Annotated in this window: 19 protein-coding genes, 1 pseudogene and 1 CRISPR repeat array; of the genes and pseudogenes, 8 read left to right on the forward strand and 12 right to left on the reverse strand. The window is 40.8% G+C overall.

Translation table 11 applies throughout. The annotated features are described in order from the left end of the window. Window positions 1-155 precede the first annotated feature (155 nt). The 8 genes from OCF95_RS06850 to argR all read right to left on the reverse strand — a co-directional run bounded on the left by OCF95_RS06850 (window position 156) and on the right by argR (window position 11,190). Window positions 156-590, reverse strand: coding sequence for a cytidine deaminase family protein (locus OCF95_RS06850; protein WP_261010589.1), 435 nt, complete (start codon window positions 588-590; stop codon window positions 156-158). Window positions 591-603: 13 nt separating this feature from the next. Next, a complete protein-coding gene (gltX, locus tag OCF95_RS06855; RefSeq protein WP_000031049.1) occupies window positions 604-2,064 on the reverse strand; it encodes a glutamate--tRNA ligase in 1,461 nt (486 codons plus the stop codon). A 127-nt stretch (window positions 2,065-2,191) separates the two neighbouring features. After that, entirely contained in the window at window positions 2,192-3,541 is a 1,350-nt protein-coding gene (locus OCF95_RS06860; RefSeq protein WP_000018268.1) for a glucose-6-phosphate isomerase, read from the reverse strand. A gap of 169 nt (window positions 3,542-3,710) precedes the next feature. Then, window positions 3,711-4,400, reverse strand: coding sequence for a gamma-glutamyl-gamma-aminobutyrate hydrolase family protein (locus OCF95_RS06865; RefSeq protein WP_261105113.1), 690 nt, complete (start codon window positions 4,398-4,400; stop codon window positions 3,711-3,713). A gap of 137 nt (window positions 4,401-4,537) precedes the next feature. After that, a complete protein-coding gene (gene patB / locus OCF95_RS06870; RefSeq protein ID WP_000859879.1) occupies window positions 4,538-6,304 on the reverse strand; it encodes a multidrug efflux ABC transporter subunit PatB in 1,767 nt (588 codons plus the stop codon). Window position 6,305: 1 nt separating this feature from the next. Further along, on the reverse strand, window positions 6,306-8,012 hold the full coding sequence (gene patA / locus OCF95_RS06875; RefSeq protein ID WP_261105115.1) for a multidrug efflux ABC transporter subunit PatA: 1,707 nt from the start codon (window positions 8,010-8,012) through the stop codon (window positions 6,306-6,308). 146 nt (window positions 8,013-8,158) lie between these two features. After that, window positions 8,159-10,693: a DNA mismatch repair protein MutS gene (gene mutS, locus OCF95_RS06880; RefSeq protein ID WP_261094535.1), complete on the reverse strand. Its 2,535-nt coding sequence runs from the start codon at window positions 10,691-10,693 to the stop codon at window positions 8,159-8,161. A 50-nt stretch (window positions 10,694-10,743) separates the two neighbouring features. After that, the gene (gene argR, locus OCF95_RS06885; RefSeq protein ID WP_001231476.1) at window positions 10,744-11,190 is read right to left on the reverse strand and encodes an arginine repressor; all 447 of its coding nucleotides are present in this window, start codon (window positions 11,188-11,190) and stop codon (window positions 10,744-10,746) included. Between the two features lie 135 nt (window positions 11,191-11,325). Here argR and argS point away from each other — a divergent pair, with 135 nt between their 5' ends. The 8 genes and pseudogenes from argS to csn2 all read left to right on the forward strand — a co-directional run bounded on the left by argS (window position 11,326) and on the right by csn2 (window position 22,156). Then, entirely contained in the window at window positions 11,326-13,017 is a 1,692-nt protein-coding gene (gene argS / locus OCF95_RS06890) for an arginine--tRNA ligase (RefSeq protein WP_261105116.1), read from the forward strand. Window positions 13,018-13,344: 327 nt separating this feature from the next. Next, window positions 13,345-13,589, forward strand: a pseudogene (locus OCF95_RS06895) (MarR family transcriptional regulator). Between the two features lie 168 nt (window positions 13,590-13,757). Next, the gene (locus tag OCF95_RS06900; RefSeq protein ID WP_020903403.1) at window positions 13,758-14,774 is read left to right on the forward strand and encodes an NAD(P)H-dependent glycerol-3-phosphate dehydrogenase; all 1,017 of its coding nucleotides are present in this window, start codon (window positions 13,758-13,760) and stop codon (window positions 14,772-14,774) included. A gap of 21 nt (window positions 14,775-14,795) precedes the next feature. Beyond that, entirely contained in the window at window positions 14,796-15,695 is a 900-nt protein-coding gene (gene galU, locus OCF95_RS06905; protein WP_000202214.1) for a UTP--glucose-1-phosphate uridylyltransferase GalU, read from the forward strand. A 423-nt stretch (window positions 15,696-16,118) separates the two neighbouring features. Continuing rightward, window positions 16,119-20,297 carry a type II CRISPR RNA-guided endonuclease Cas9 gene (cas9, locus tag OCF95_RS06910; RefSeq protein ID WP_261079872.1) on the forward strand — a complete coding sequence of 1,393 codons (4,179 nt, stop codon included), beginning with the start codon at window positions 16,119-16,121 and terminating at the stop codon, window positions 20,295-20,297. Then, the gene (cas1, locus tag OCF95_RS06915; RefSeq protein ID WP_192855427.1) at window positions 20,294-21,163 is read left to right on the forward strand and encodes a type II CRISPR-associated endonuclease Cas1; all 870 of its coding nucleotides are present in this window, start codon (window positions 20,294-20,296) and stop codon (window positions 21,161-21,163) included. Before cas9 ends, cas1 begins: the two co-directional genes overlap by 4 nt. After that, window positions 21,160-21,504: a CRISPR-associated endonuclease Cas2 gene (gene cas2, locus OCF95_RS06920; protein WP_084928362.1), complete on the forward strand. Its 345-nt coding sequence runs from the start codon at window positions 21,160-21,162 to the stop codon at window positions 21,502-21,504. Before cas1 ends, cas2 begins: the two co-directional genes overlap by 4 nt. Then, entirely contained in the window at window positions 21,494-22,156 is a 663-nt protein-coding gene (csn2, locus tag OCF95_RS06925) for a type II-A CRISPR-associated protein Csn2 (RefSeq protein ID WP_000700132.1), read from the forward strand. The genes cas2 and csn2 overlap by 11 nt, the downstream gene beginning before the upstream one ends. A gap of 90 nt (window positions 22,157-22,246) precedes the next feature. Continuing rightward, a CRISPR array of direct repeats spans window positions 22,247-23,075; the repeat unit is 36 nt; unit sequence GTTTTAGAGCTGTGTTGTTTCGAATGGTTCCAAAAC. Window positions 23,076-23,136: 61 nt separating this feature from the next. Here the strand turns inward: csn2 and OCF95_RS06930 are convergent. The 4 genes from OCF95_RS06930 to dapD form a co-directional block, all read right to left on the reverse strand. Beyond that, window positions 23,137-23,814 carry a rhomboid family intramembrane serine protease gene (locus tag OCF95_RS06930; RefSeq protein WP_261105118.1) on the reverse strand — a complete coding sequence of 226 codons (678 nt, stop codon included), beginning with the start codon at window positions 23,812-23,814 and terminating at the stop codon, window positions 23,137-23,139. Continuing rightward, window positions 23,798-24,337, reverse strand: a complete 540-nt coding sequence (locus OCF95_RS06935) for a 5-formyltetrahydrofolate cyclo-ligase (RefSeq protein WP_261105119.1) — start codon at window positions 24,335-24,337, stop codon at window positions 23,798-23,800. Before OCF95_RS06935 ends, OCF95_RS06930 begins: the two co-directional genes overlap by 17 nt. 11 nt (window positions 24,338-24,348) lie before the next feature. Further along, window positions 24,349-25,479, reverse strand: a complete 1,131-nt coding sequence (locus OCF95_RS06940; protein WP_261105120.1) for an N-acetyldiaminopimelate deacetylase — start codon at window positions 25,477-25,479, stop codon at window positions 24,349-24,351. A gap of 67 nt (window positions 25,480-25,546) precedes the next feature. After that, window positions 25,547-26,245, reverse strand: a complete 699-nt coding sequence (gene dapD / locus OCF95_RS06945) for a 2,3,4,5-tetrahydropyridine-2,6-dicarboxylate N-acetyltransferase (protein ID WP_261105121.1) — start codon at window positions 26,243-26,245, stop codon at window positions 25,547-25,549. Window positions 26,246-26,370 lie beyond the last annotated feature (125 nt).

Here is a 26,370-nt window from a genome sequence, read left to right on the forward strand (position 1 = left end):
TACCGCCGTGAAAAGGCGGTGTCTTAACCCCTTGACCAACGGACCTGAGCTGTTATTTTCAACTCTTACTATTATACAGACTTTTTCTGACTTGTCAACTACTTTTTCTATTTTTTTCAAATTAAGTAAAAAGAGTCAGCATTATACTGACTCTTCTATTGATTATTAAACTTGGAAGCACGTTCTTCTCCCCACCAATATGGGATTAGTTCTGCGACTTTCACCGTCTTTCTTGTATCGTAGTCCATCATAAATTCTGCATCCTTATTTTCAGCGTTCAACTCTAAGAAGAATTCTCTGCAAGCGCCACAAGGCATACCTGAACTTCCACCATAAGGTGGTTTGTCTCGAAAGGCTAATACTTTTTTAACCTTAGTTTGTCCTGAAAATTGGTACATATTGAAGAGAGCCGCCCGCTCTGCGCAGAGATGGAAAACACCACAAGTTCCCTCCATACAGAAACCTGTAAATATTTGTCCATCTTCTGCTTCTACTGCGGCAACGACATGATTCGCATAAACAAAATCAGATACTTCATGTGGATTATACAATTTCTGTGCTTCTTCGTACATCTTTTCCCAGATATCCATTGTTGCATCCTTCTTATTTAGAGATTTCTTTTAGCATGTTTTCGATATGCTGGATTGATTTTTCACGGCCTAACAAGAAGATAGTATCTGGCAATTCTGGTCCATGCATTTCACCTGAAACTGCGATGCGAATTGGCATGAAGAGATTTTTCCCTTTGATACCTGTTTCTTTTTGAACAGCTTTGATTTGTGGGAAGATATTCTCTGTTACAAATTCATCATCTGTCATCGCTTCAAGTTTTGCTTTGAAGGCTTCAAGAACTGTTGGGACTGTTTCTCCCGCCATGACTTCGCGCTCTGCTTCTGTCAATTCTGGAAAATCTGAGAAGAAGAGATCTGTCAATGGGATAATCTCATCTACTGATTTCATTTGTGGTTTATAGAGCTCAACTAATTTTTCAGCCTTGTCAGTTAAACGGCCTGCTTCCTCTAAGAATGGTTTTGCCATTTCAAAGATAGTTTCTAGGTCTGCATTCTTGATATAATCATTGCTCATCCAGTCGAGTTTTTTCTGGTCAAAGGCTGCTGGAGACTTGCTCAGGCGGTTTTCATCGAAAAGTTTAATGAGTTCTTCACGAGAGAAGATTTCATCTTCGCCACCTGGGTTCCAACCAAGAAGAGCAATAAAGTTAAAGACTGCTTCTGGTAAATAACCTTTTTTACGGTAGTCTTCGATAAACTGAAGGGTGTTGGTGTCACGTTTAGACAATTTTTTCCCAGTTTCAGAGTTGATAATCAAGGTCATATGACCGAACTCTGGAGCTTCCCAACCAAGTGCTTCATAGACCATAAGCTGTTTTGGTGTATTAGCAATGTGGTCATCTCCACGGATTACGTGAGAAATTTGCATATCATGGTCATCGATGACAACGGCAAAGTTGTAAGTTGGGTAACCGTCTTTCTTTTGGATAACCCAGTCACCACCAATATTGCCACCTTCAAATTCGATATCACCTTTAACCATATCATGCCACTTGTAGATACCTGACTCATTGACCGCCAAACGAACTGTTGGAATGATACCAGCTGCTTCACGTTCTGCGATGTAAGCTGCTTTTTCTTCTTCACTCATACCAAGGTATTCGTTAATGTAGCGAGGTGTTTCACCAGCTGCTTCTTGGCGTTCGCGTTCAGTTGCCAACTCTTCTTCTGTAACGTAAGATTTGTAGGCTTTTCCTTCAACTAGCAATTGATCGATGAATTTTTGATACAAGTCCAAACGCTCAGACTGGCGGTAATTTTCATGTGTTTCTGGGCTTTCATCCCAATCCATACCTAACCAACGAAGGTTTTCAAGTTGTGAACGTTCACCATCTTCGACATGGCGTTTACGGTCAGTATCTTCGATACGGATAATAAAAGTTCCACCATGATGACGTGCGTAAAGGTAGTTGAACAATGCTGTACGGGCATTCCCGATGTGTAGTAGTCCTGTTGGACTTGGTGCGTAACGTACGCGGATATCTTTTGACATAGTTTCTCCTATAAAGTCTCTAGGCGTCTGCCTTTTTGCTCTCTATATTATATCACAAGTCTTGGCTGAGGCCAATTTCTATGGATAAAGAGAGTAAAAAGAGTGGACAAGCCACTCTTTTCTTCTATTATAGACGTGCGTTAAGTTCTTTGCTCAATTCTTCAAATCCTGGTTTTCCAAGAAGGGCAAACATGTTACGTTTGTAAGCTTCAACACCTGGTTGGTCAAATGGGTTGATAGCATTCAAGTAACCTGAAAGAGCGATAGCCAATTCGAAGAAGTAGATTGTGTAACCAAGAGTGAAAGCATCTTGCTCTGGAAGAGTCACGTACATGTTTGGTACATCACCATCTGTGTGGGCAAGAAGAACACCGTCAGTTGCTTTTTTGTTTACAAAGTCAACGTCTTTTCCTTGAAGGTAACCAAGTCCATCAAGGTCTTCTTCCAAGCTAGGGATAATCACGTTTTTACGAGGTTTGTCAACACGGACAACTGTTTCAAACATGATACGAGTTCCTTCTTGGATAAATTGACCAAGTGAGTGCAAGTCAGTTGAGAAGTTGGCTGAAGTTGGGTAGATACCTTTTTGGTCTTTTCCTTCTGATTCACCAGCCAATTGTTTCCACCATTCTGAGAAGTATTGAAGTGATGGCTCGTAGTTTACCAAGATCTCAGTTGCATAGCCTTTACGGTAAAGGATGTTACGAACTGCTGCGTATTGGTAAGCTTCGTTTTCAGAGATTTTATCTGAAGTGTAGTCTTTGCGAGCTGCATTCGCACCTTCCATAAGGGCTTTGATGTCAGCTCCTGATGCTGCGATTGGAAGCAAACCAACGGCTGTCAATACTGAGAAGCGTCCACCGATATCATCTGGAACAACAAATGTTTCCCAACCGTTAGCATCTGCTTCAACCTTAACAGCGCCTTTTTGGCGGTCAGTTGTTGCATAGATACGTTTGTTTGCTTCTTCTTGACCGTATTTCTTAACCAAAAGTTCTTTGAAGACACGGAAAGCGATAGCTGGTTCAGTTGTTGTACCTGATTTAGAAATCACGTTTACCGAGAAGTCTTTGTCAGCTACGTACTCTACCAAGTCAGCAAGGTAAGTAGATGAGATTGAGTTTCCTGCGTAAAGGATTTGTGGAGCCTTGCGTTCTTCTTTTGTTTGCAAGTTTGCAAAGTGGTGGTTCAAGAAGTCGATTGCTGCTTTCGCACCAAGGTAAGATCCACCGATACCGATTACAACCAAAACATCGCTGTCTGATTTGATTTGCTCAGCAGCTTTCAAGATGCGGTCAAATTCTTCGCGGTCATAGTTTTCAGGAAGGTCCAACCATCCCAAGAAGTCGCTACCAGCACCAGTTCCTTTACGGATCAATTCATCTGCTGCTGTTACTTGTGATTGCATGTATTCCACTTCATGTGGTGCAACAAATTTGTCTAAAACTTTTGAATAATCAAATTTAATATGTGACATGTTATTCCTCCAATATTTCTTCTTTTCTATCATAACGCTTACCTTCGTTTTTTTCAAGTTTTTTGTCGAATTTCTCCAATTTTTATCAGAATTCAAACGTTTGCGTAAAAATCCCACATTCCAAAAATTTTGAAAAAATAAAAGAAAGAACGACTAGATGTTCCAGTCGTTACAGTTCATTCAATAAATACTCAAATAATTCTAAATTGCCATCTTCTTCATTAACCAGAAACTCTGGATGCCACTGCAAACCAATAATGCGGTGCTCATCGATAGACTCAATCGCTTCGATGGTCTGGTCTCTTGGGTCAATAGCAGTTACACGGAAATTAGGTGCCAAATCTTTAATACTCTGACGATGAACGGAATTAACTTGACTTTCTTTTCCAAATAACTTAGCCACCACACTTCCTTCTACTGTCTCAATAGAATGAGATGCCCCGAAAGGTAGTCCTTGCCAGTGGCCTTCGATTTCTTGATTGAGAGTTCCCCCAAAGGCAACATTGACAAGTTGGACACCGCGACAGATTGCCATGATTGGTTTATTCTGACGAAGCGCTTCTTTCAAGAGCGCCAATTCAAATTCGTCACGCACTAGGTTGTAATCATCACTCTCGATGGTCTTTTTCTCTCCATAAAACTGAGGATGGACATTTTGACCGCCTGTCAAGATAAGTTTGTCAATCATTTCTACATAATCGCGAACAACTGACTCATCACCAACAGGAATGACTAAAGGGAGACCACCGACTTGACGAATGCTCTCTGCGAATCTACAAGATACAGATGAATGAATGTTTTTGCCCTCTGCGTCTACGGGACATAGATTTGCAGCAACTCCTACAACCGTTCTAGCCATGATGCCTCTCCTTTCGAATGTTAACGATAGTCTTATCATATCACTCAAAATGACTTTCGTCTAATATGTTTTTTTTAAGGCTGTGATAAATATTTTTTATGGACAAGAAAAAGCTGCCCAAGGGGACAACTTTTTTCTTATTCAAAAACAAATTGATTGTGATAGAGTTCTGAATAGAAGCCACCCAGTTTCAAGAGTTCATGGTGGCTACCGCGTTCAATGACTTCTCCATCTTTAAGGACAATAATCTGGTCTGCATTGAGGATAGTCTTCAAACGATGGGCAATGACGAAACTAGTTCTGCCTGCTACAACCGCCTCCATGGCATGCTGAATCTTGCTTTCTGTCACAGTATCTACGTTCGAAGTGGCTTCATCGAGAATGAGAACCTCTGGATCTGTCATCAGGGTTCGAGCGATAGAAATCAATTGCTTTTGTCCTGTCGAGAAGATGCTCTGGTCATCATCTATAAGAGTATCGTACTTATCAGGCAAGCTTTCGATGTAGTCGTGAATATGGGTTGCCTTGGCTGCTGCCTCAACCATTTCTTGACTAGCATCTGGCACACCAAAACGGATATTGTCTCGAATCGTTCCGCTAAACAAGACCGAATCTTGCAAGACAATTCCCACCTTGCTTCTGAGACTATCTAAATCATAGTCACGGATGTCTTTACCGTCAAAATAAATCCCACCAGCATTAACATCATAAAAGCGATTGATGAGGTTCATAATAGTCGTTTTCCCTGACCCAGTCGGACCAACAACCGCTGTCATCTGGCCTTTAGGAGCAGAAATGCTGACATCTTTCAAAATGGGTTTATCAGGCAAGTATGAAAAATCAATATGACTAATTTCAACACCTTCTTGCAACTGAGTGAAGGTCGGAGCATTTTTAGGTCGAATTTCTTCCTCTGCATCAAACATTTCCTGAATCCGTTCAGCACCTGTAAAGGCTAACTGAAGGCTTCCCCAACTTGCCGCAACTTGAATAATAGGCTGGTAGTACTGCTGTGAAAATTGGGCAAACATAACAATCAAACCTAGGGCTGTACTTGTTTCAATAGACTTATCATTCAAAAGTACAGCTGAACCAGCAAAGATGACGATGGCTGTGTTGACCAGACTCATCCCATTCATGACAGGGAAAAGAATTCCTGAGAACATTCTTCCTTTAAAGGTTGCCTTGCGCACGCGCTCATTTTGTTCAAGAAATCCTGCCATCATATCCTCTTGAATACCTTGCACAATCACGGCTTTTTGACCTGAGATACTTTCATCCATATAGGCATTGAGCTTCCCTACCTCTTTCTGCTGGAGGTTGGTATATTTCCGTGCCATTTTCACGATAAAAATCAGCATGAGAAAGGCCACTGGTGTACTGGCAATAGTGATGAGGGCCAGCGTCACATTTCTCGAAAACATGACAAGAATCAGACCAATGTATAGAACGATGTTGCTCATGACCTGAATCAAGCTTTCGTTAAAAGCTTGGAGGATATTATCCAAATCACTGGTAAAACGAGACAGGATATCGCCATCTTGTCGGCGGTCAAAGAAAGAAACAGTCAACCGAGCAAGCTTGCCAAAGAGGCCTTTGCGCATCTCGTTGGTCGATTCTGCAATCACGCGCGTCATGAGACACATGTATATCACACTGGAGATAAATAGAACCAAAACTAGCAGACCAAGATTGACCATGATTCCTGATAGGCTTTGCCAAACAAGTTCTGGATTGCCATTTTGATAAGCTTGAACTAAATTAGCTAACTCTGTTACCGCTTGTCCAGAAAATACCGGAAAGAGAGCTTGGGCAAGAGTCGCCAGAACAATCATCAGGATAACAACTACAAATGATAGCTTATAGACTTTAAAATAATTCCAAAAAAATTGAACTGTTTTCATGTTACTCCTCCTTTCCTTTCTGTGTTTCGTAGATTTCACGGTAAACGGAATTGTTGGCAACCAAGTCTGCATGCGTACCTTGACCAATCAATCGTCCTTGATCCAGTACTAAGATTTTATCTGCATGAACAACCGAGCTAATCTTTTGAGCGATGATAATGGTTGTCGTTCCCTTCAAGTCCTTATTCAAGGCTTCCTGAACCAGGCGCTCTGACTTGGCATCCAAGGCTGAGGTCGAATCGTCAAAAATCAGAATACGTGGATTGCTGACAATTCCACGGGCAATCGACATCCTTTGTTTTTGCCCACCTGAAAAGTTGGTTCCCCTTTCTTCAACTGGACTTTCAAAGGTTTTCTCCATACGATGAATGAATTCACTGGCTTGAGCAATATTGGCTGCGCGCTCCATTTCAAATAAAGTAGCATCTCCCTTACCCTGTCTCAAGTTATCTGCAATCGTTCCACTAAAGAGAATGGCACGTTGGAGAACGATAGAAACTGTTTTACGCAGGGTTCCTTCACTCACTTCTCGAATATCCTTGCCTCCAATTTTGATAGCACCCTCCTGTGGGTCAAAGAGACGTGGAATCAATTGAGCCAAGGTTGATTTTCCTGCACCAGTCGCTCCAACGACACCAACCATTTGTCCAGGTTCGACAGTAAAGCTCACATCTTTCAACATCGGTTCCTTATCCATTGGATAGGTAAAGGTCACATTTTCAAAGCTAAGACTTCCGACCAAGTCTTCATCTGGGACATCCTTGAAGGTCATGGCTGGCTCTGCGTCAAGAATTTCTCGAATACGACGCATAGAAATCATAGCACGACTGACAGAATTTCCCAAAAATCCAACCATAATAATAGTAAAGATAATCTGGCTTAGGTAATTAACAAAGGAAGCAATGGAGCCAACAACCGATGGATCCGATTGAACCATCCCTGCAACTAGCCAAATAGAGAGGAAAACCGCCCCATAACCGACCAACATCATGACAGGTTCCACTACTGAAAAGGCATATCCGATGTAAAGGTTTTGACCGAGAAGCTCGTCTGAAACCTCCGTAAACTTAGCAAACTGCTCTTTTTCTTGGACAAAGGACTTGACCACACGAACACCGCGTAGATTTTCCTTGGCAATGGCATTGATGCGCTCAAGAAGTGTTTGAAACTTGGCAAAACGAGGCCCCATCATTCCCATCATGACAGCAGTCAAGCCAAAAATCAAGACTACCATGAGAACAATCACCCACCACAGAGAAGGTAAGGTTTGAACCGCCAAGATAAACGAACCGATGAACAAGAGGGGGAGCCTAAAAAGAATTTGGAAGCTCATCATGACCACGTTCTGAATCTGGTTGATATCATTTGTCATGCGAACAACTAGATTTCCCGCATTAAATTGTTCAATGTTGGCATAAGAAAAGGTTTGGATTTTACGGAAGGCATCCTCCCGAAGATCGGATGAAACTCCTTGAGCAATATAGGCTGCGAGGACAACATTGAGCCCACCAGCAACCAAACCGAGCAGGGCCACACCAATCAACCAAGCCCCGATACTATAAATAGCTTCATAGTTCCCAGCAAGGAGGGCATCTAACACTTCCTGCAGATAACGCGGCTGCAGAAGTGAACTAGCAACCATCAAGCCTGTCATCAGGAGCGAAGCCAAGGCCTGCCACTTATAGGTTTTTATTTTCTGAATCAGCATACTTTCTCCTTAAAAAATAGACAAAAGGGAGCGACAATGTGTCAGCTCCTTCTCATTCTGTTTGTGTGATGTTATTCTAGCAAAAAAGTGGGAACTTGTCAAAGAAGTCTCCTTGATATAGCTATAATGACTGGCAAGTCTTGACTTTATAATTTTTGTTTTAACTCGACCAAGACATTCATAGCCTGCATAGGTGTCATGTTATAAACATCTAGTTTAGACAATTCTGCTAGGACAGGATGTTCTTCAGTCGTATCAAAGAGTGAAATCTGTTCAGTGACGGCACTTGTTTGTCTCATGGGAGCAGGACTTTCTGTTCCTTGACTCTCTAGCTGAGTCAAAATCTTATCCGCCCTTGCTAAAAGGTCTGCTGGCAAGCCAGCAATCTTGGCAACATGGATACCGTAGGATTTATCAGCTGGTCCTGGTTCAATCTTGTGAAGGAAGGTGACCTGCCCATCCTGCTCCAAGGTTGCCACGTGGACATTGACCAAGTGTTGTAAACTAGACTCCAGACTAGTCAACTCATGGTAGTGGGTCGCAAAGAGGGTCTTAGCTCCGATGTGCTCATGGATGTATTCGATGATGGACTGAGCAAGAGCCATCCCGTCATAAGTTGCAGTTCCCCGTCCCAATTCATCAAAGAGAATGAGAGAGTCCTTGGTCGCATGCGAAATGGCATTGTTAGCCTCCATCATCTCTACCATGAAGGTTGATTGACCTGAAACCAAGTCATCTGCTGCTCCGATACGGGTAAAAATCGCATCAAAAATCGGTAAATGGGCGCTTTCTGCTGGCACATAAGACCCCATCTGGGCCATAACCGACGTCATGGCTAACTGACGCATATAGGTTGACTTTCCGCTCATGTTGGGCCCTGTAATCAGTTGAATACTGGTATCTTCTGCCATCTGAATCGTATTTGGAATATAGGTCTGAGCCCCCATAACCTTTTCAACGACAGCATGGCGCCCTTTCTGGATATCAATTCGCGAATCCTCTCCGAACTCTGGCCGAATCAAATGCTGGGTTTCAGCCACAACCGCCAGACTCTGTAAGACATCAACTGTCGCAATTCCTTGAGCTAGAGCCTGCAAACGCTGGATATACTTACTGACTTCCTCACGGATGCGCATAAAAATTTCATACTCTAGGTTTGCTGACTTTTCACGCGCCTCCAGCATATCTCCTTCGATACGGGCTAATTCTTCGGTTCCAAAACGTTCTGAGTTTTTCAGCGTCGCCTTGCGGAAAAAGTGAGCAGGCACATTTCCCAGTTGAGAATTGGTCACATGGAAATAGTAGCCATCCTTCTTATTGTAGTCAATCTTGAGCGTGCTGATACCAGAATTTTCTCGCTCCTTAGCCTCAATCTCAGCAATCCAGCTAGTCCCTTCTCTGAGAACGCGACGGTACTTGTCTAAAGTCTCATCAAATCCAGTCCGAATGATTCCTCCATCTGTAATCACATGAGGGGCTTCAGGAGCAATCGCTGCGCTAATCAAACTCTCCAACTCAGGGATTCCATCCAATTGTGCGATGAGATAAGCTAGAGCAGGTTGCTCCATCCCTTCTAAAATCGCACGAATCCGTGGCACACTGGATAAGGTGGTCGCCAACTGCAAGAGATCCTTGGGATTGGTTTTACCAAAAGAAACACGACTAGCCAAGCGTTCGATATCATAGACACCCTTGAGACTGTCTGTCAAATCACTACGCTCAAAGAAATGGTCGAGGAAGACCTGCACCACTTCTTGACGTTGGACGATTCGCTCCTTATCAATCAAGGGGCGATGAATCCAAGAACGCAAGAGCCGCATTCCCATAGCAGTTTTGGTTTCATCCAAAAGCCAGAAAAGACTGCCTTGTTTCTTACCCGAGCGAGCATTCTCAACCAAATCCAGACTAGCCTTGGTCGCATAATCCATCTGCAAGAAATCCTTGATTTCATAGTGGATAACAGGTTTGAGGTGGTTCAATTCCCTCATCTGAGTCCGATGAACATACTGGAGTAGCTTACTAGATGCCGCTTGCTCCACAGCTGCCAATCGTGAATCCAGTAAATGAAGGTCTTCAAAGCCTTCTTTTTCATAAGAAAGCACCAGATTCATCTGACGACTGAGGATTTGTTCTTCTTCCTCAGACAAGTCATAGCCCAGCACCACTTCGCGCGCCTTGAGATTACGGATTTCCCCACAAACCAGCGTGAAATCCAAAAGACCTGTCACATAAAAGTCACCCGTCACCAGGTCCATATAAGCTAAGCCAAATTGACTGCCATCACGGTCTATAGCAACCAAGAAATTGTTCTGACTATCCGGCTTACTGCTATCGACCACTGTCCCTGGCGTAATGACCTGAACAACCTCTCGTTTCACAACCCCAACTGCTTGTTTAGGATCTTCCATCTGCTCTGCGATAGCTACCTTATAGCCCTGCTCAATCAAGACATCTATATACTGCTGGGCAGAATGATAGGGGACACCCGCCATAGGAATCGGATTGTCGGCATTCTTGTTGCGACTCGTTAAGGAAATTTCCAGAATCTGCGCAGCATTGACCGCATCCTCATAAAATAATTCATAAAAATCACCCATCCGAAAGAGCAAAAAAGCATCTGGATATTGCTTTTTAATATCCACATACTGTTGCATGCCGGGTGATAGCTTTTCTGTCGCCATTTTCCGTCTCTCCTTGTCAAAAATAAGTCTTGAGAGCAACTCCCAAGACCTTACTTATCTTTCATCAGATCTAGCAAACGATCTTCCATGAGTTTGGCAACGTGCTGGTCTCGACAAATGACCAATAAGGTATTGGCACCAGCAACTGTTCCTAAAATCCATTCATCCTTGTTTGCATCTACAATATTTGCCAAAACAGAGGCTTCGCCCAATTTGGTATGAAGTACCAAGGTAAACTCTGCTCTTGCAACGCCTTCTAAATGATGAGACAAAAATTCCACCAAATCAATCTTTTCTGTCTCATTTGCTAGTACATAATACACCATATCATTTTTCTTGACCTTGGTCAAGCCGATTTCGCGCAAATCACGAGACAGGGTTGTCTGCGTCACAAAGACATTGTGCGCTTCCAACCGATCTTGAATTTCTTTTTGTGTACTTAATTTCTCCTCAGTAATCATTTTTTTTATTAACTGATGACGATCTCTTTTTCTCATAAAATCCTCTTATATGCATATTTATAACTAATTTTATAACTATATTATACCAAAAAAATAGGAGATTTCAAAAATTTTTTCTTCTTTCTTTAAAATTGTGATAAAATAGTAGAAAAGTCCAAAAAGGAGCTCTTAATGAATACAAAAGAATTGATTGCTAGCAAATTGGCTAGCGTCATTGATAGCCTGGACCAAGAGGCTATTTTAAATTTACTGGAAACCCCTAAAAACTCAGAAATGGGAGACATCGCTTTCCCTGCTTTTTCACTTGCAAAAGTCGAACGTAAAGCACCTCAAATGATTGCGGCTGAACTGGCTGAAAAAATTAACAGCCAAGCCTTTGAAAAGGTTGTCGCAACAGGACCTTACGTCAATTTTTTCCTTGATAAATCTGCCATTTCTGCTCAAGTATTGCAAGCTGTTATCACTCAAAAAGAACACTATGCTGACCAAACTATTGGCAAACAAGAAAATGTTGTTATCGATATGTCTAGTCCCAATATCGCTAAACCATTTTCTATTGGTCACCTACGCTCAACTGTTATCGGAGATAGCTTATCACATATTTTCCAAAAAATCGGTTATCAAACGGTCAAGGTCAACCACTTGGGAGACTGGGGTAAACAGTTTGGGATGTTGATTGTTGCCTACAAAAAATGGGGCGACGAAGAAGCTGTAAAAGCTCATCCAATCGATGAACTTCTTAAACTCTATGTCCGCATCAACGCTGAGGCTGAAAATGACCCTAGCTTGGATGAAGAAGCACGCGAATGGTTCCGTAAACTTGAAAATGGAGACGAGGAAGCTCTTGCACTTTGGCAATGGTTCCGTGATGAAAGTTTGGTGGAATTTAACCGCCTTTACAATGAATTGCAAGTCGAATTTGACAGCTACAACGGAGAAGCCTTCTACAACGATAAGATGGATGCAGTTGTAGATATTCTTTCTGAAAAAGGCCTTCTTGTTGAATCAGAAGGTGCCCAAGTTGTGAATCTTGAGAAATACGGAATTGAACATCCTGCACTCATCAAGAAATCTGATGGAGCAACTCTCTATATTACACGTGACTTGGCTGCAGCCCTTTACCGTAAAAACGAATACCAATTTGCTAAATCTATCTACGTTGTTGGTCAAGAACAATCTGCCCACTTTAAACAACTCAAAGCTGTCTTGAAAGAAATGGGCTACGGCTGGAGTGAAGACATTACTCATGTTCCTTTTGGTTTGGTTACAAAAGAAGGGAAAAAACTCTCTACTCGTAAAGGGAATGTCATCTTGCTAGAGCCTACTGTTGCAGAGGCTGTTAGCCGTGCCAAGGCCCAAATCGAGGCTAAAAATCCTGAACTAGAAAACAAAGACCAGGTAGCACATGCTGTTGGGGTTGGAGCCATTAAATTCTATGACCTCAAAACCGACCGTACAAATGGATACGACTTCGACTTAGAGGCTATGGTATCCTTTGAGGGGGAAACTGGTCCTTATGTACAATATGCCTATGCTCGTATCCAATCGATCTTACGTAAAGCAGACTTCAAACCAGAAACAGTGGCTAATTACAGCTTAAATGATGCTGAAAGTTGGGAAATCATAAAACTCATCCAAGACTTCCCACGTATTATCAATCGTGCGGCAGATAACTTTGAACCTTCTATCATTGCTAAATTTGCAATTAGCCTGGCTCAAGCCTTTAACAAATATTATGCACATACACGTATCTTGGATGAAAGCCCAGAGCGCGACAGCCGTCTAGCCCTTAGCTACGCAACTGCAGTCGTTCTCAAAGAGGCCCTTCGCTTGCTTGGAGTAGAAGCGCCAGAGAAGATGTAAATCGCCAAAGTTACTTGATTGCAAAGCAATCTAAGTAACTAACGCCAAATCCTGTCAGGAATTTGGCTAGGCACTTCACTAGTAAAGAAACATAAATATTATCGATTTATGTTTCTTTACGTCGTAACCAGAGACACTTGCCTAAACGCTTCACTAAATTGGTCAACCAAATCTATTAATTGGCTTAGTGGCTGGTGGCAATCTTCAAGTCACTAGAATGCAAGGCAATCTAAGCAACGAATGTCAAACCCTATCAGGGATTTGGTTAGGCGCTTCACTAATTCAATCTACTCACTACTACTTCTTTATCATACAGGGAGATATTCTATGAGCCAATATGCTTATATCCTCGTTGTAATTAGCTTGGTGTCCTTTTTCTGCTCAATAAGTACGAGAAGGAGAGACTTCAAAGGCTCTACCAAGAACAACTTTTGAAGGATGAAACATTTAGGACTGATATCAAAGAGAAAATTCACACGACTGAAAATATCAATGATGTCATTGCTTACATCAATAAAACTTATCATCTGGGAATGTTGCTATCAAAAGACATTACAGATCAATTGAAATAAACCGAGCTATTCTTTTAAGGAATATAAAAACCGAGCCTGAGAGTTTAATACTTAGGCTCTGTTTTTGTATATTTTTCAAGTAACAAAGCTACCACTCCCCAGCAATGCAAGTGCAAAATCCCCTAGAATGTGATAAAATAAAAAGAGAACTCTATCAAGGAGGAAAACATGGAAAAACAAACCGTCGCCGTCTTGGGGCCTGGTTCTTGGGGAACTGCCCTTTCACAAGTCTTAAATGACAATGGACACGAGGTACGTATTTGGGGAAATCTGCCCGAGCAAATCAATGAAATTAATACCTATCATACTAACAAGCACTACTTTAAAGATGTCGTTCTAGATGAAAATATCATTGCCTACACTGACTTAGCAGAGGCATTAAAAGATGTAGATGCGATTTTGTTTGTTGTCCCAACAAAAGTGACACGACTTGTTGCCCAACAAGTTGCAAAAACCTTAGACCATAAGGCTATCATCATGCACGCATCAAAGGGATTAGAGCCTGATAGCCATAAACGATTATCAACTATCCTTGAAGAAGAAATTCCTGAACATCTCCGCAGTGATATTGTCGTTGTTTCAGGACCTAGTCATGCGGAAGAAACCATTGTACGTGACCTGACTTTAATCACTGCTGCTTCTAAAGATTTACAAACAGCTCAATATGTTCAGGAACTCTTTAGTAATCACTACTTTCGACTTTATACCAATACGGATGTTATCGGAGTTGAAACTGCTGGTGCTCTTAAAAATATTATTGCTGTCGGTGCTGGAGCTTTACATGGTTTGGGATTTGGTGACAATGCCAAGGCAGCCATCATCGCTCGAGGCTTGGCAGAAATTACCCGCCTAGGAGTAGCACTTGGGGCCAGTCCATTGACCTATAGTGGCTTATCCGGTGTAGGAGACTTGATCGTAACGGGAACCTCCATCCACTCTCGTAACTGGAGAGCCGGAGATGCTCTTGGTCGTGGAGAATCTCTAGCTGATATCGAAGCCAATATGGGCATGGTGATTGAAGGAATCTCAACAACTCGAGCAGCCTATGAACTAGCGCAAGAACTTGGAGTCTATATGCCAATTACACAAGCCATTTACCAAGTTATTTACCACGGAACCAATATTAAAGATGCCATTTACGACATCATGAACAATGAATTTAAAGCAGAAAATGAGTGGTCTTAACCCTCTAGAGAAAGGATTCTTATGACATCAAAAGTTAGAAAGGCAGTCATCCCTGCCGCTGGACTTGGAACTCGATTTTTACCAGCAACCAAAGCACTTGCTAAAGAGATGTTGCCAATTGTGGACAAACCAACTATCCAATTTATCGTAGAAGAAGCTCTTAAATCAGGTATTGAAGATATTCTGGTTGTCACTGGTAAATCAAAACGTTCTATTGAAGACCACTTTGACTCAAACTTTGAGCTTGAGTACAACCTCAAAGAAAAAGGCAAACATGACTTGTTAAAATTGGTAGACGAAACAACTGGCATTCGCCTTCACTTTATCCGTCAAAGCCATCCTCGTGGGCTTGGAGATGCTGTCTTACAAGCCAAAGCTTTTGTAGGGAATGAGCCCTTCGTTGTCATGCTTGGTGACGACCTAATGGATATCACAGATGACCATGCTGTCCCTTTGACAAAACAATTGATGAACGATTACGAGACAACTCACGCATCAACAATTGCTGTTATGCCTGTCCCTCATGAAGAAGTTTCAGCATATGGAGTTATCGCTCCTCAGGGTGAAGGGATTAATGGTCTCTACAGTGTCGAAACTTTTGTTGAAAAACCAGCTCCAGAGGAGGCTCCAAGTGATCTAGCTATTATCGGTCGTTATCTGCTCACACCAGAAATTTTTGAGATCCTCGAAAATCAAGCTCCTGGCGCTGGAAATGAAATCCAGCTTACCGATGCTATTGATACACTTAATAAAACACAACGTGTTTTCGCCCGTGAATTTACAGGAGCTCGTTACGACGTCGGGGATAAGTTTGGCTTTATGAAAACATCTATTGACTACGCCCTCAAGCACCCACAAGTCAAAGATGACTTGAAAGATTACCTCATCCAACTGGGAAAAGAATTGGCTGAGAAAGAATAACAAAATCATTTATATAAAGAAGAACTAGGATGCTTAATTATCCTAGTTCTTCTTTTATATATCAAGATTAGCCACACATAAATTAAGGAAGTTCTCTACTTGAATCTACCTATTTCATAAAAACTAATGAAAACGCTATACTTGTATTTGTTTTTTCATTAAAATAAGAGTAGAATAAATTAGTATAGTAAAACAAAAAAGCACCGAGTCGGTGCGCACTTTTTCAAGTTGTGTACGGACAAAGCCTTATTTTAACTTTGCTGTGTTGTTTCGAATAGTTCCAACACTTATATTGTATATTATTCTTTTAAAATTAGCAAGAGAAATGTAAAAAAAATGGAATAATATTTTATATTAGAAATTCATCTGAAAGTGTTATATTATCATTTACTAACAAAAAACTTAATAAAAGGAGAACACTAAATGAGCAACAAATCCTACTCTATCGGACTCGATATCGGAACTAACAGCGTCGGATGGGCCGTCATTACGGATGACTATAAGGTGCCATCGAAAAAGATGAAAGTTCTAGGCAATACTGATAAACACTTTATCAAGAAAAATTTAATTGGAGCTTTATTATTTGATGAAGGGACTACTGCTGAAGATAGACGTCTAAAACGAACAGCACGCCGTCGCTATACTCGTCGAAAAAATCGTCTTCGCTATCTTCAAGAAATCTTTTCTGAAGAAATGAGCAAGGTGGATAGTAGTTTCTTCCATCGATTAGATGACTCCTTCTTAGTTCCTGAGGATAAAAGAGGAAGTAAATATCCTATTTTTGCTACCTTGGCAGAAGAAAAAGAATATCACAAGAAATTTCCAACTATCTATCATTTGAGAAAGCACCTAGCGGACTCAAAAGAAAAAACTGACTTGCGCTTGATCTATCTGGCATTAGCTCATATGATTAAATACCGCGGACATTTTTTATATGAAGAATCTTTTGATATTAAAAACAATGATATCCAAAAAATCTTTAATGAATTTATAAGCATTTACGACAACACCTTTGAAGGAAGTTCACTTAGCGGACAAAATGCACAAGTAGAAGCAATTTTTACTGATAAAATTAGTAAATCTGCCAAGAGAGAACGCGTTCTAAAACTATTTCCTGATGAAAAATCCACTGGTCTCTTTTCAGAATTTCTCAAGTTAATTTTAGGAAATCAGGCTGATTTTAAAAAACATTTTGACTTGGAAGAAAAAGCTCCATTACAATTCTCTAAAGATACCTATGATGAGGATTTAGAAAACCTGCTCGGACAAATTGGAGATGACTTTGCAGATCTTTTTCTAGTTGCTAAAAAGCTCTATGACGCCATTCTTCTATCAGGTATCTTAACTGTTAAAGATCTTTCAACCAAAGCTCCACTTTCAGCATCTATGATTGAGCGCTATGAAAACCACCAAAAAGACTTAGCGGCTTTAAAACGATTCATCCAAAACAATCTTCAAGAAAAATATGATGAAGTTTTCTCTGACCAATCTAAAGATGGGTATGCTGGATATATCAATGGCAAAACCACTCAAGAAGCATTTTACAAGTACATCAAAAATCTTCTCTCTAAATTCGAAGGAGCAGATTATTTCCTTGATAAAATTGAACGTGAAGATTTCTTGAGAAAACAACGCACCTTTGATAATGGTTCTATCCCTCATCAAATTCATCTTCAAGAAATGAATGCCATTATCCGTCGGCAAGGAGAACATTATCCATTTCTGCAAGAAAATAAAGAAAAGATTGAGAAAATCTTAACTTTCCGTATTCCTTATTATGTTGGCCCATTGGCTCGTGGCAATTGTGATTTTGCTTGGCTTACTCGAAATTCTGACCAAGCAATCCGACCTTGGAATTTTGAAGAAATTGTTGACCAAGCAAGCTCTGCGGAAGAATTCATCAATAAAATGACTAACTATGACTTGTATCTGCCAGAGGAAAAAGTTTTGCCCAAGCATAGTCTCTTGTATGAAACATTTGCTGTCTACAATGAATTAACAAAAGTAAAATTTATTGCAGAGGGATTGAGAGACTATCAGTTCCTTGATAGTGGGCAAAAGAAGCAAATTGTCAATCAATTATTCAAAGAGAAAAGAAAAGTAACTGAAAAAGACATCATTCAGTATCTACACAATGTTGATGGCTACGATGGAATCGAACTAAAAGGGATCGAAAAACAATTTAATGCCAGTCTTTCTACTTATCATGATTTACTCAAGATTATCAAAGATAAAGAGTTTATGGATGACCCTAAAAATGAAGAGATTCTTGAAAATATCGTCCACACACTAACTATCTTTGAAGATCGTGAGATGATCAAGCAACGCCTTGCTCAATATGCCTCTATCTTTGATAAAAAAGTGATCAAGGCACTGACTCGTCGACATTATACTGGTTGGGGAAAACTCTCTGCTAAGCTAGTCAACGGTATCTGTGATAAAAAAACTGGCAAAACAATTCTTGACTACTTGATTGATGACGGCTACAGCAATCGTAACTTTATGCAGTTAATCAATGATGACGCTCTTTCCTTCAAAGACATTATTCAAAAAGCACAAGTGGTTGGTAAGACAAACGATGTGAAGCAAGTTGTCCAAGAACTCCCAGGTAGTCCTGCTATCAAAAAAGGAATTTTACAAAGTATCAAGCTTGTCGATGAGCTTGTCAAAGTTATGGGCCACGCTCCCGAGTCCATTGTGATTGAAATTGCACGAGAAAATCAGACAACTGCCAGAGGGAAAAAGAATTCTCAACAAAGATATAAGCGCATTGAAGATGCACTAAAAAATTTAGCACCTGGGCTTGATTCAAATATATTAAAAGAACATCCAACAGATAATATTCAACTTCAAAATGACCGTCTCTTCCTTTACTATCTCCAAAATGGGAAGGATATGTACACTGGAGAAGCTCTTGATATCAACCAACTGAGCAGCTATGACATTGACCACATCGTCCCACAGGCCTTTATCAAGGATGATTCTCTTGATAACCGTGTCTTGACTAGTTCAAAGGATAATCGTGGGAAATCCGATAATGTTCCAAGTTTAGAAGTCGTTCAAAAAAGAAAAGCTTTTTGGCAACAATTACTAGATTCCAAATTGATTTCAGAACATAAATTTAATAATTTAACCAAGGCTGAACGTGGTGGGCTAGATGAGCGAGATAAAGTTGGCTTTATCAGACGCCAACTAGTTGAAACACGGCAAATCACAAAACATGTTGCTCAGATTTTGGATGCCCGTTTTAATACAGAAGTGAATGAGAAAGATAAGAAGAACCGTACCGTCAAAATTATCACTTTGAAATCCAATCTAGTTTCCAACTTCCGTAAAGAATTTAAGTTATATAAGGTACGCGAAATCAATGACTACCACCATGCACATGATGCCTATTTAAATGCAGTGGTGGCTAAGGCTATCCTTAAGAAATATCCTAAACTAGAGCCTGAATTCGTCTATGGTGACTATCAAAAGTACGATATTAAGAGATATATTTCCAGATCCAAAGATCCTAAAGAAGTTGAAAAAGCAACTGAAAAGTATTTCTTCTACTCAAACTTGTTGAACTTCTTTAAAGAAGAGGTGCATTACGCAGACGGAACCATCGTAAAACGAGAGAATATCGAATACTCTAAGGACACTGGGGAAATCGCTTGGAATAAAGAAAAAGATTTCGCTACAATTAAAAAAGTTCTTTCACTTCCGCAGGTGAATATTGTGAAGAAAACAGAGATTCAAACACATGGTCTAGATAGAGGTAAACCTAGAGGATTGTTCAATTCCAATCCATCTCCTAAACCTTCAGAAGATCGTAAAGAAAACCTTGTCCCAATTAAACAAGGGCTTGACCCACGAAAATACGGTGGTTACGCTGGTATTTCTAACTCATACGCGGTCTTAGTTAAAGCTATTATTGAAAAAGGAGCGAAAAAACAACAAAAGACCGTTCTTGAATTTCAAGGTATCTCTATTTTAGATAAAATAAATTTTGAAAAGAACAAAGAAAACTATCTTCTTGAAAAAGGATACATAAAAATTCTATCAACTATTACTTTACCTAAATATAGTTTGTTTGAGTTTCCTGATGGTACAAGAAGAAGACTAGCAAGTATTCTATCGACAAACAATAAACGAGGAGAAATTCATAAAGGTAATGAATTGGTCATCCCTGAAAAGTATACGACTCTTTTGTATCATGCTAAGAATATTAATAAAACACTTGAACCAGAACACTTAGAGTATGTTGAGAAACATCGAAATGATTTTGCTAAACTTTTAGAATATGTACTTAACTTTAACGATAAGTATGTAGGCGCATTAAAAAATGGAGAAAGAATCAGACAAGCATTTATTGATTGGGAAACAGTTGATATTGAAAAATTATGTTTCAGTTTCATTGGTCCAAGAAATAGTAAAAATGCTGGTTTATTCGAGTTAACTTCACAAGGAAGTGCTTCTGACTTCGAGTTCTTGGGAGTAAAAATTCCACGATACAGAGACTATACACCTTCGTCACTCCTCAACGCCACCCTCATCCACCAATCCATCACTGGTCTTTACGAGACTCGGATTGACTTAAGCAAACTGGGAGAAGACTGATGGGATGGAGAACCGTTATAGTCAATACGCACTCTAAACTCTCCTACAAGAACAACCACTTGATTTTTAAAGATGCCTCTCGGACAGAGTTGATTCACCTATCCGAGGTGGACATCCTGCTTTTGGAGACGACGGATATCGTTCTCTCCACTATGCTAATCAAACGCTTGGTAGATGAAAATATTCTGGTCATCTTTTGTGATGATAAACGCTTGCCAACGGCATACTTAATGCCCTATTATGGTCGACACGATTCCAGTTTACAACTCTCTCGTCAAATTGCTTGGAATGAAGATGTAAAGGCGGAAATCTGGACAACCATCATTGCACAAAAGATTCTCAATCAGGCTTTTTATCTGGGGAGTTGTGGTTTTCTGGAAAAGAGCCAGTCCGTCATTGATCTCTATCATGGGTTGGATTTGTTTGATCCTAGTAACCGTGAAGGGCACGCAGCTCGGATTTATTTTAACACCTTGTTTGGAAATGATTTTAGTCGTGAGCAAGATAGTGATATCAATGCTGCCTTGGACTACGGCTACACCTTGATTTTGAGTATGTTTGCGCGTGAGATTGTTTTGTCTGGCTGCATGACTCAGTTTGGCTTGAAACATGCCAATCAGTTTAATCAATTCAACCTAGCTAGTGATATTATGGAGCCTTTCCGTCCGATTATTGACAGAATTGTCTATGAAAATCGAAACAGTTCTTTTGTCAAAATCAAACGAGAACTTTTTACTATTTTCTCAAATACCTTTCACTACAATGGTAAAGATATGTACCTGTCCAATATCATCAGTGACTATACTAAGAAAGTCATCCAAGCTCTCAATCAACCTGAGAAAGGAGTTCCTGAGTTTAGGATATGAGTTATCGATATATGCGTATGATTTTAATGTTCGATATGCCAATTGATACCGTAGAGGAACGCAAGGCCTATCGGAAATTTCGGAAGTTCCTCATAGATGAGGGATTTATCATGCACCAATTCTCCATCTATAGCAAGCTCTTGCTCAACAACTCTGCTAATAACGCCATGATTGAGCGACTCAAGACTCATAACCCTAAAAAGGGGAACATTACTCTCTTAACCGTTACAGAAAAGCAGTTTTCTCGTATGATTTACTTAAATGGAGAGCGGAATACTAGTGTAGCAAACTCCGACGAACGCTTGGTCTTTCTAGGAGAGGAGCCTAGAGATGAAGATTAATTTCCCACTATTGGATGAACCATTAGCTATTGAAAATGCAACTTTTTTAGTGTTGGAAGACCAGTTTACCTTTTCAACTATCATCAAGCAATTCTACCAATATACTGATGATGGGGAGTTGAAGTTGTTTGATAGAAATCTAAAAGCTCTGAAAGAATCTGAGTTACTAGTGATAACGGATGTCCTAGGATACAATCTCAACTCACCTGCCATGCTCAAGCTGATACATGCTGATTTAGAGAATCAACTCAATGACAAGCCCGAAGTCAAGTCCATGATTGAAAAGTTGGTTGCTACGATTACAGAATTGCTGGCATTTGAGTGTTTGGAAAACGAGTTAGACCTAGAATATGATGAAATTACCATTCTAGAGTTAATCGATTCACTTGGTGTCAAAGTCGAAACCCTGAGTGATACACCTTTTGAAAAGATGCTAGAAATTGTCCAGGTTTTTAAGTATCTTTCTAAAAAGAAACTCCTTGTTTTCATCAATGCATCCGCCTATCTATCAAAGGATGAGTTAGTAAATTTGATAGAGTATATCCAACTCAATCAACTGTCCGTCTTGTTTGTTGAGCCTCGGAAAATCTACGATTTTCCCCAGTATGTATTGGATCAAGACTATTTCTTGAACCCTGAAAATATGGTATAATAAGAGTAACAATTGGGACCTGACGAGCTGAAGTCTGGCTGGGACAAATGGCGCGATTACAAAATTTCGTGAGAAAAATTTTTCTACGAGGTTTTAGAGCTGTGTTGTTTCGAATGGTTCCAAAACGCAAGTAGAACGAAATATTCCTAAGAAATAGTTTTAGAGCTGTGTTGTTTCGAATGGTTCCAAAACTATCAAAGCTGGTAGTAAAATGATTGTGGAGTTTTAGAGCTGTGTTGTTTCGAATGGTTCCAAAACCGTAAACCATTTCGCAGTTGGAATGGGAAAGTTTTAGAGCTGTGTTGTTTCGAATGGTTCCAAAACAAACTCAAACAGAAGGAGTTAGAATCAGATGTTTTAGAGCTGTGTTGTTTCGAATGGTTCCAAAACCAAGCAGTCTTTGAAACTAAGTGAGGAGTTGTTTTAGAGCTGTGTTGTTTCGAATGGTTCCAAAACTGAAGGTCAAGTATCTGTTAAGCTTGGCGGGTTTTAGAGCTGTGTTGTTTCGAATGGTTCCAAAACCACGTTGACCCTTATCCGTACCTTGCTAAAGTTTTAGAGCTGTGTTGTTTCGAATGGTTCCAAAACCTTTGGTGGGAACCGCTATTGGTTCTTTACGTTTTAGAGCTGTGTTGTTTCGAATTGGTTCCAAAACCAATCACACAACTAATCGCAACAATCCGCAGTTTTAGAGCTGTGTTGTTTCGAATGGTTCCAAAACTTCTTCGTGGTGATGAGTTTAACTCTATGAGTTTTAGAGCTGTGTTGTTTCGAATGGTTCCAAAACACTAGTTAAGAAATACAATTTTGACCCTTGGTTTTAGAGCTGTGTTGTTTCGAATGGTTCCAAAACAGAATCTTATAAATCCATTTTTCAAACGGAGTTTTAGAGCTGTGTTGTTTCGAATGGTTCCAACTCACATTAAAAGCTACTCATTTTTTAAGTAGCTTTTTTCTTATTCAAGTTTACATATTAGTCGTCAAAACCCCATTCCCTTGTAGAGAAGTAAGACTGCGAGTCCTACGAACAACACTACCGCTACCAGTCTCTGACTAGCGCTATACATCCGTCTTTCACCTTGGACTGGAAAGATGACTGCTAGAAATGCGCCACCAACTGCACCTCCGATATGGCCTGCTAGGCTGATTCCTGGAATCAGAACACTTCCAATAATGTTAATCACAAAAAGTGTCAGATAAGACTGTCCTAGTTGTTGGATATAGGGGTTGCGAGTGGCATAGCGAAGAATGATAATCGCGGCAAATAGCCCATAGAGAGAAGTCGAGGCTCCTGCTGCTAAGGATTTTGGACTAAATACAAAAACAAAGAGATTGCCCATCATTCCAGATAAGAGATAGAGAAAGAAAAACTGCTTAGAACCGAAAATCTCCTCTACTTGCCTACCAAGATAATAGAGCGAAAGCATATTAACAATGAAATGCTCCCACCCAATATGAACAAAAATGGCAGAGAAGAGACGCCAAACCTGCTCAGGAAAGAGGCGAATAGCCGGCCCATACATGGCTCCAAATCGAAATAATGTATCTGCCCTGTCAAAGTTTCCACCTGTAGTTACCAACATTAGTAGAAATACCAAGGCCGTCACTAAGAGGAAGAAACTCGTCACAGGATAACGTCTATCAAAGATTTCCTTCATCAATTAAAACCTCCTGAACAGGAATATCATGATTTTCAGGCATGAATTGCTGAACTTGACAAGGATAGATCGTACTCAAAGTATGACCAGAAAAATGTTCCAGATAGCGGTCATAATAGCCTCCACCGTATCCTATCCGATATCCTTCCGTCGTAAAAACCAAGCCAGGAACATGAATCAAATCAATCTGAGAGACATCCACTACTTCCAAATCTCCCTGTGGTTCCAGTAATCCAAAGGAAGTTTTTACCAACTGCTGTGGATCATAGACCACAAAGTCCATGCGCCCCTTGGGATAGGTTTTGGGTATTAGAACCTTCTTGCCGTCCTTCAGCGCCTGCTCAATCAGTTCCTGCGTTTGAAACTCATGAGGAAAAGAGAGGTAAGTTGCGATTGTCTTGGCTTCTTGGTAAAAGGGGTGTTGTAAAAGTCGCTCAGTTAAAGCTTGGTCTATAAACTGTTTTTGCTCTCGAGGGTTAGCCTTCATTTCTTGCAAGACTTGCTTCCGTAATTCCGATTTCATAGACAACCCCTCTACTCTGCTGCCTTCTTTTTCAGGAAACTAGAGACCGCATCCACTCCAATAGCTAATGCTTCTTCCTTAGGACTCATCTGAGGGTGATGAAGGGCATAGGGACTATCAATACCTAGCCAGAACATAACGCCATCAACTTTTGAAAGGAGATAACCAAAGTCTTCACCTGTCATAGCAGGTTCGATATCAATCAACTCAATTCCTTCTTTTTCCTCAAAGAAATCCATCAGTTCACGCGCCAAGGCTGGATGGTTCTCAACAGGCAGGTAACCACCTTGTTTGAGTTCCACTTCGACTTCCATATTGAAGGCAGCTGCAACCCCTTCTGCAACTGTTTTAACCCTTTTTTGCACCAAAAGACTCATGTCCTGTGTCAAAGCCCGAATAGTTCCATGTAAAAAGGCTGTGTCTGTGATGACATTGTTTGTTGTTCCAGCTTGGAAAACTCCAAAGGTCACCACTGCTCCCTCGATTGGGTTGACATTGCGGCTGACAACTGACTGCACCTGGGTCACAAAGTAACTAGCCGCCACCAAGGCGTCATTAGCTTCATGCGGAAAGGCTGCGTGGCCACCTTTGCCTTTGAAACGGATCTTCACCTCACAAGTTCCTGCAAAGAGCGTGTGGGTATTGGTCGCAATCTGACCAACCTTCAAATCTGGACGAACATGAAGCCCATAAAATTGATCTGGCAACCAGTCTCCAAAAGCACCATCCTCATACATGAGCATACCACCAGCCTCATTTTCTTCAGCAGGTTGAAATAGGAAGAGCAGATTATTCTTGGGTTGCTCTTCAAGGGCGCGCTCTAGACAGCCTAAGGCAATAGTCATATGAAAATCATGTCCACAAGCATGCATGCGACCTTGATGTTGAGAAGCGAAAGGAAGTCCTGTTTGTTCGACGATAGGCAGGCCATCAATATCTGTTCTCCAACCAATGGTACGCTCTGGCTGACTTCCCTGCAAATAAACCAAAATCCCTGTCCGCCAAGTTTGAACTTGGACAAAATTCTTGCCCGCAGTCAATTTCTCAATCACATCCAACAGATAAGCCTGAGTCTTGAACTCCTCCAAGCCAATCTCTGGAATCTGGTGCAAATCTCGTCTAGTCTGAATCAAATCTAACATCTATCTATCCTCCGACATAGCAGAAAGAGGCTGGAAGAAGGGTTCCGCCTCTTTATTACTTTTACAATTATAAGATACGAAGCGCATCCTCTAGCGCTGTTTTTTGTTGGGTTTGGGCATCAATCTCTTTGATAATGCGAGCTGGAACACCTGCTACCACCACGTTTTCTGGGACATCTTGGGTAACAATAGCCCCCGCTGCCACAACTGAACCACTACCAATTTGGACTCCTTCGATAACCACTGCGTTGGCACCGATGAGAACATTGTCTCCAACACGGACTGGTTCAGCGCTAGCTGGCTCAATCACACCTGCCAAAACTGCACCTGCACCAACGTGACTGTTTTCCCCAACAATAGCACGGCCACCAAGGATAGCCCCCATATCAATCATAGTTCCTGCACCAATTTCAGCACCGATATTGATAACTGCTCCCATCATGATAACAGCATTGTCACCAATTTCAACTTGGTCACGGATAATAGCACCTGGCTCGATACGAGCATTGATAGCACGTTTATCTAGCAAGGGAACTGCAGAATTACGAGCATCTTGCTCGACAACATAATCTTGATTTTCTACCAAACCATCGAGAAGCGGAGCCACATCTTTCCAGTCTCCAAATAGGACATTCCCTAGTTTGACAACAGAGCTAGGTACAGCAGTTGCGAGTTGTCCCTCAAATGTTACTTTCACACTGGTTTTCTTTTCAGCATTGGCGATAAATTGAATAATTTCTTGTGCGTTCATTTTTGTAGCAGTCATAGGCGCCTCCTAGTTCATTTTAATGATACCTATTCTACCAAAAAAGGCCTCAAATTTGAAGCCTTTTTGTTTGTTTTTAGGTATGATTTTTAGGGATGTGAGATAAAACGTGCTGTCGGTAAAAG

It is taken from the genome of Streptococcus mitis (assembly GCF_946188615.1).
Classification (GTDB): domain Bacteria; phylum Bacillota; class Bacilli; order Lactobacillales; family Streptococcaceae; genus Streptococcus; species Streptococcus mitis_BZ.

Excerpts from the sequence above, each read along its gene's own strand:
- OCF95_RS06850 (WP_261010589.1), bottom strand. The coding sequence starts at position 590 with ATGGATATCTGGGAAAAGATGTACGAAGAAGCACAGAAATTGTATAAT.
- gltX (WP_000031049.1), bottom strand. The coding sequence starts at position 2,064 with ATGTCAAAAGATATCCGCGTACGTTACGCACCAAGTCCAACAGGACTA.
- OCF95_RS06860 (WP_000018268.1), bottom strand. The coding sequence starts at position 3,541 with ATGTCACATATTAAATTTGATTATTCAAAAGTTTTAGACAAATTTGTT.
- OCF95_RS06865 (WP_261105113.1), bottom strand. The coding sequence starts at position 4,400 with ATGGCTAGAACGGTTGTAGGAGTTGCTGCAAATCTATGTCCCGTAGAC.
- patB (WP_000859879.1), bottom strand. The coding sequence starts at position 6,304 with ATGAAAACAGTTCAATTTTTTTGGAATTATTTTAAAGTCTATAAGCTA.
- patA (WP_261105115.1), bottom strand. The coding sequence starts at position 8,012 with ATGCTGATTCAGAAAATAAAAACCTATAAGTGGCAGGCCTTGGCTTCG.
- mutS (WP_261094535.1), bottom strand. The coding sequence starts at position 10,693 with ATGGCGACAGAAAAGCTATCACCCGGCATGCAACAGTATGTGGATATT.
- argR (WP_001231476.1), bottom strand. The coding sequence starts at position 11,190 with ATGAGAAAAAGAGATCGTCATCAGTTAATAAAAAAAATGATTACTGAG.
- argS (WP_261105116.1), top strand. The coding sequence starts at position 11,326 with ATGAATACAAAAGAATTGATTGCTAGCAAATTGGCTAGCGTCATTGAT.
- OCF95_RS06900 (WP_020903403.1), top strand. The coding sequence starts at position 13,758 with ATGGAAAAACAAACCGTCGCCGTCTTGGGGCCTGGTTCTTGGGGAACT.
- galU (WP_000202214.1), top strand. The coding sequence starts at position 14,796 with ATGACATCAAAAGTTAGAAAGGCAGTCATCCCTGCCGCTGGACTTGGA.
- cas9 (WP_261079872.1), top strand. The coding sequence starts at position 16,119 with ATGAGCAACAAATCCTACTCTATCGGACTCGATATCGGAACTAACAGC.
- cas2 (WP_084928362.1), top strand. The coding sequence starts at position 21,160 with ATGAGTTATCGATATATGCGTATGATTTTAATGTTCGATATGCCAATT.
- csn2 (WP_000700132.1), top strand. The coding sequence starts at position 21,494 with ATGAAGATTAATTTCCCACTATTGGATGAACCATTAGCTATTGAAAAT.
- OCF95_RS06930 (WP_261105118.1), bottom strand. The coding sequence starts at position 23,814 with ATGAAGGAAATCTTTGATAGACGTTATCCTGTGACGAGTTTCTTCCTC.
- OCF95_RS06935 (WP_261105119.1), bottom strand. The coding sequence starts at position 24,337 with ATGAAATCGGAATTACGGAAGCAAGTCTTGCAAGAAATGAAGGCTAAC.
- OCF95_RS06940 (WP_261105120.1), bottom strand. The coding sequence starts at position 25,479 with ATGTTAGATTTGATTCAGACTAGACGAGATTTGCACCAGATTCCAGAG.
- dapD (WP_261105121.1), bottom strand. The coding sequence starts at position 26,245 with ATGACTGCTACAAAAATGAACGCACAAGAAATTATTCAATTTATCGCC.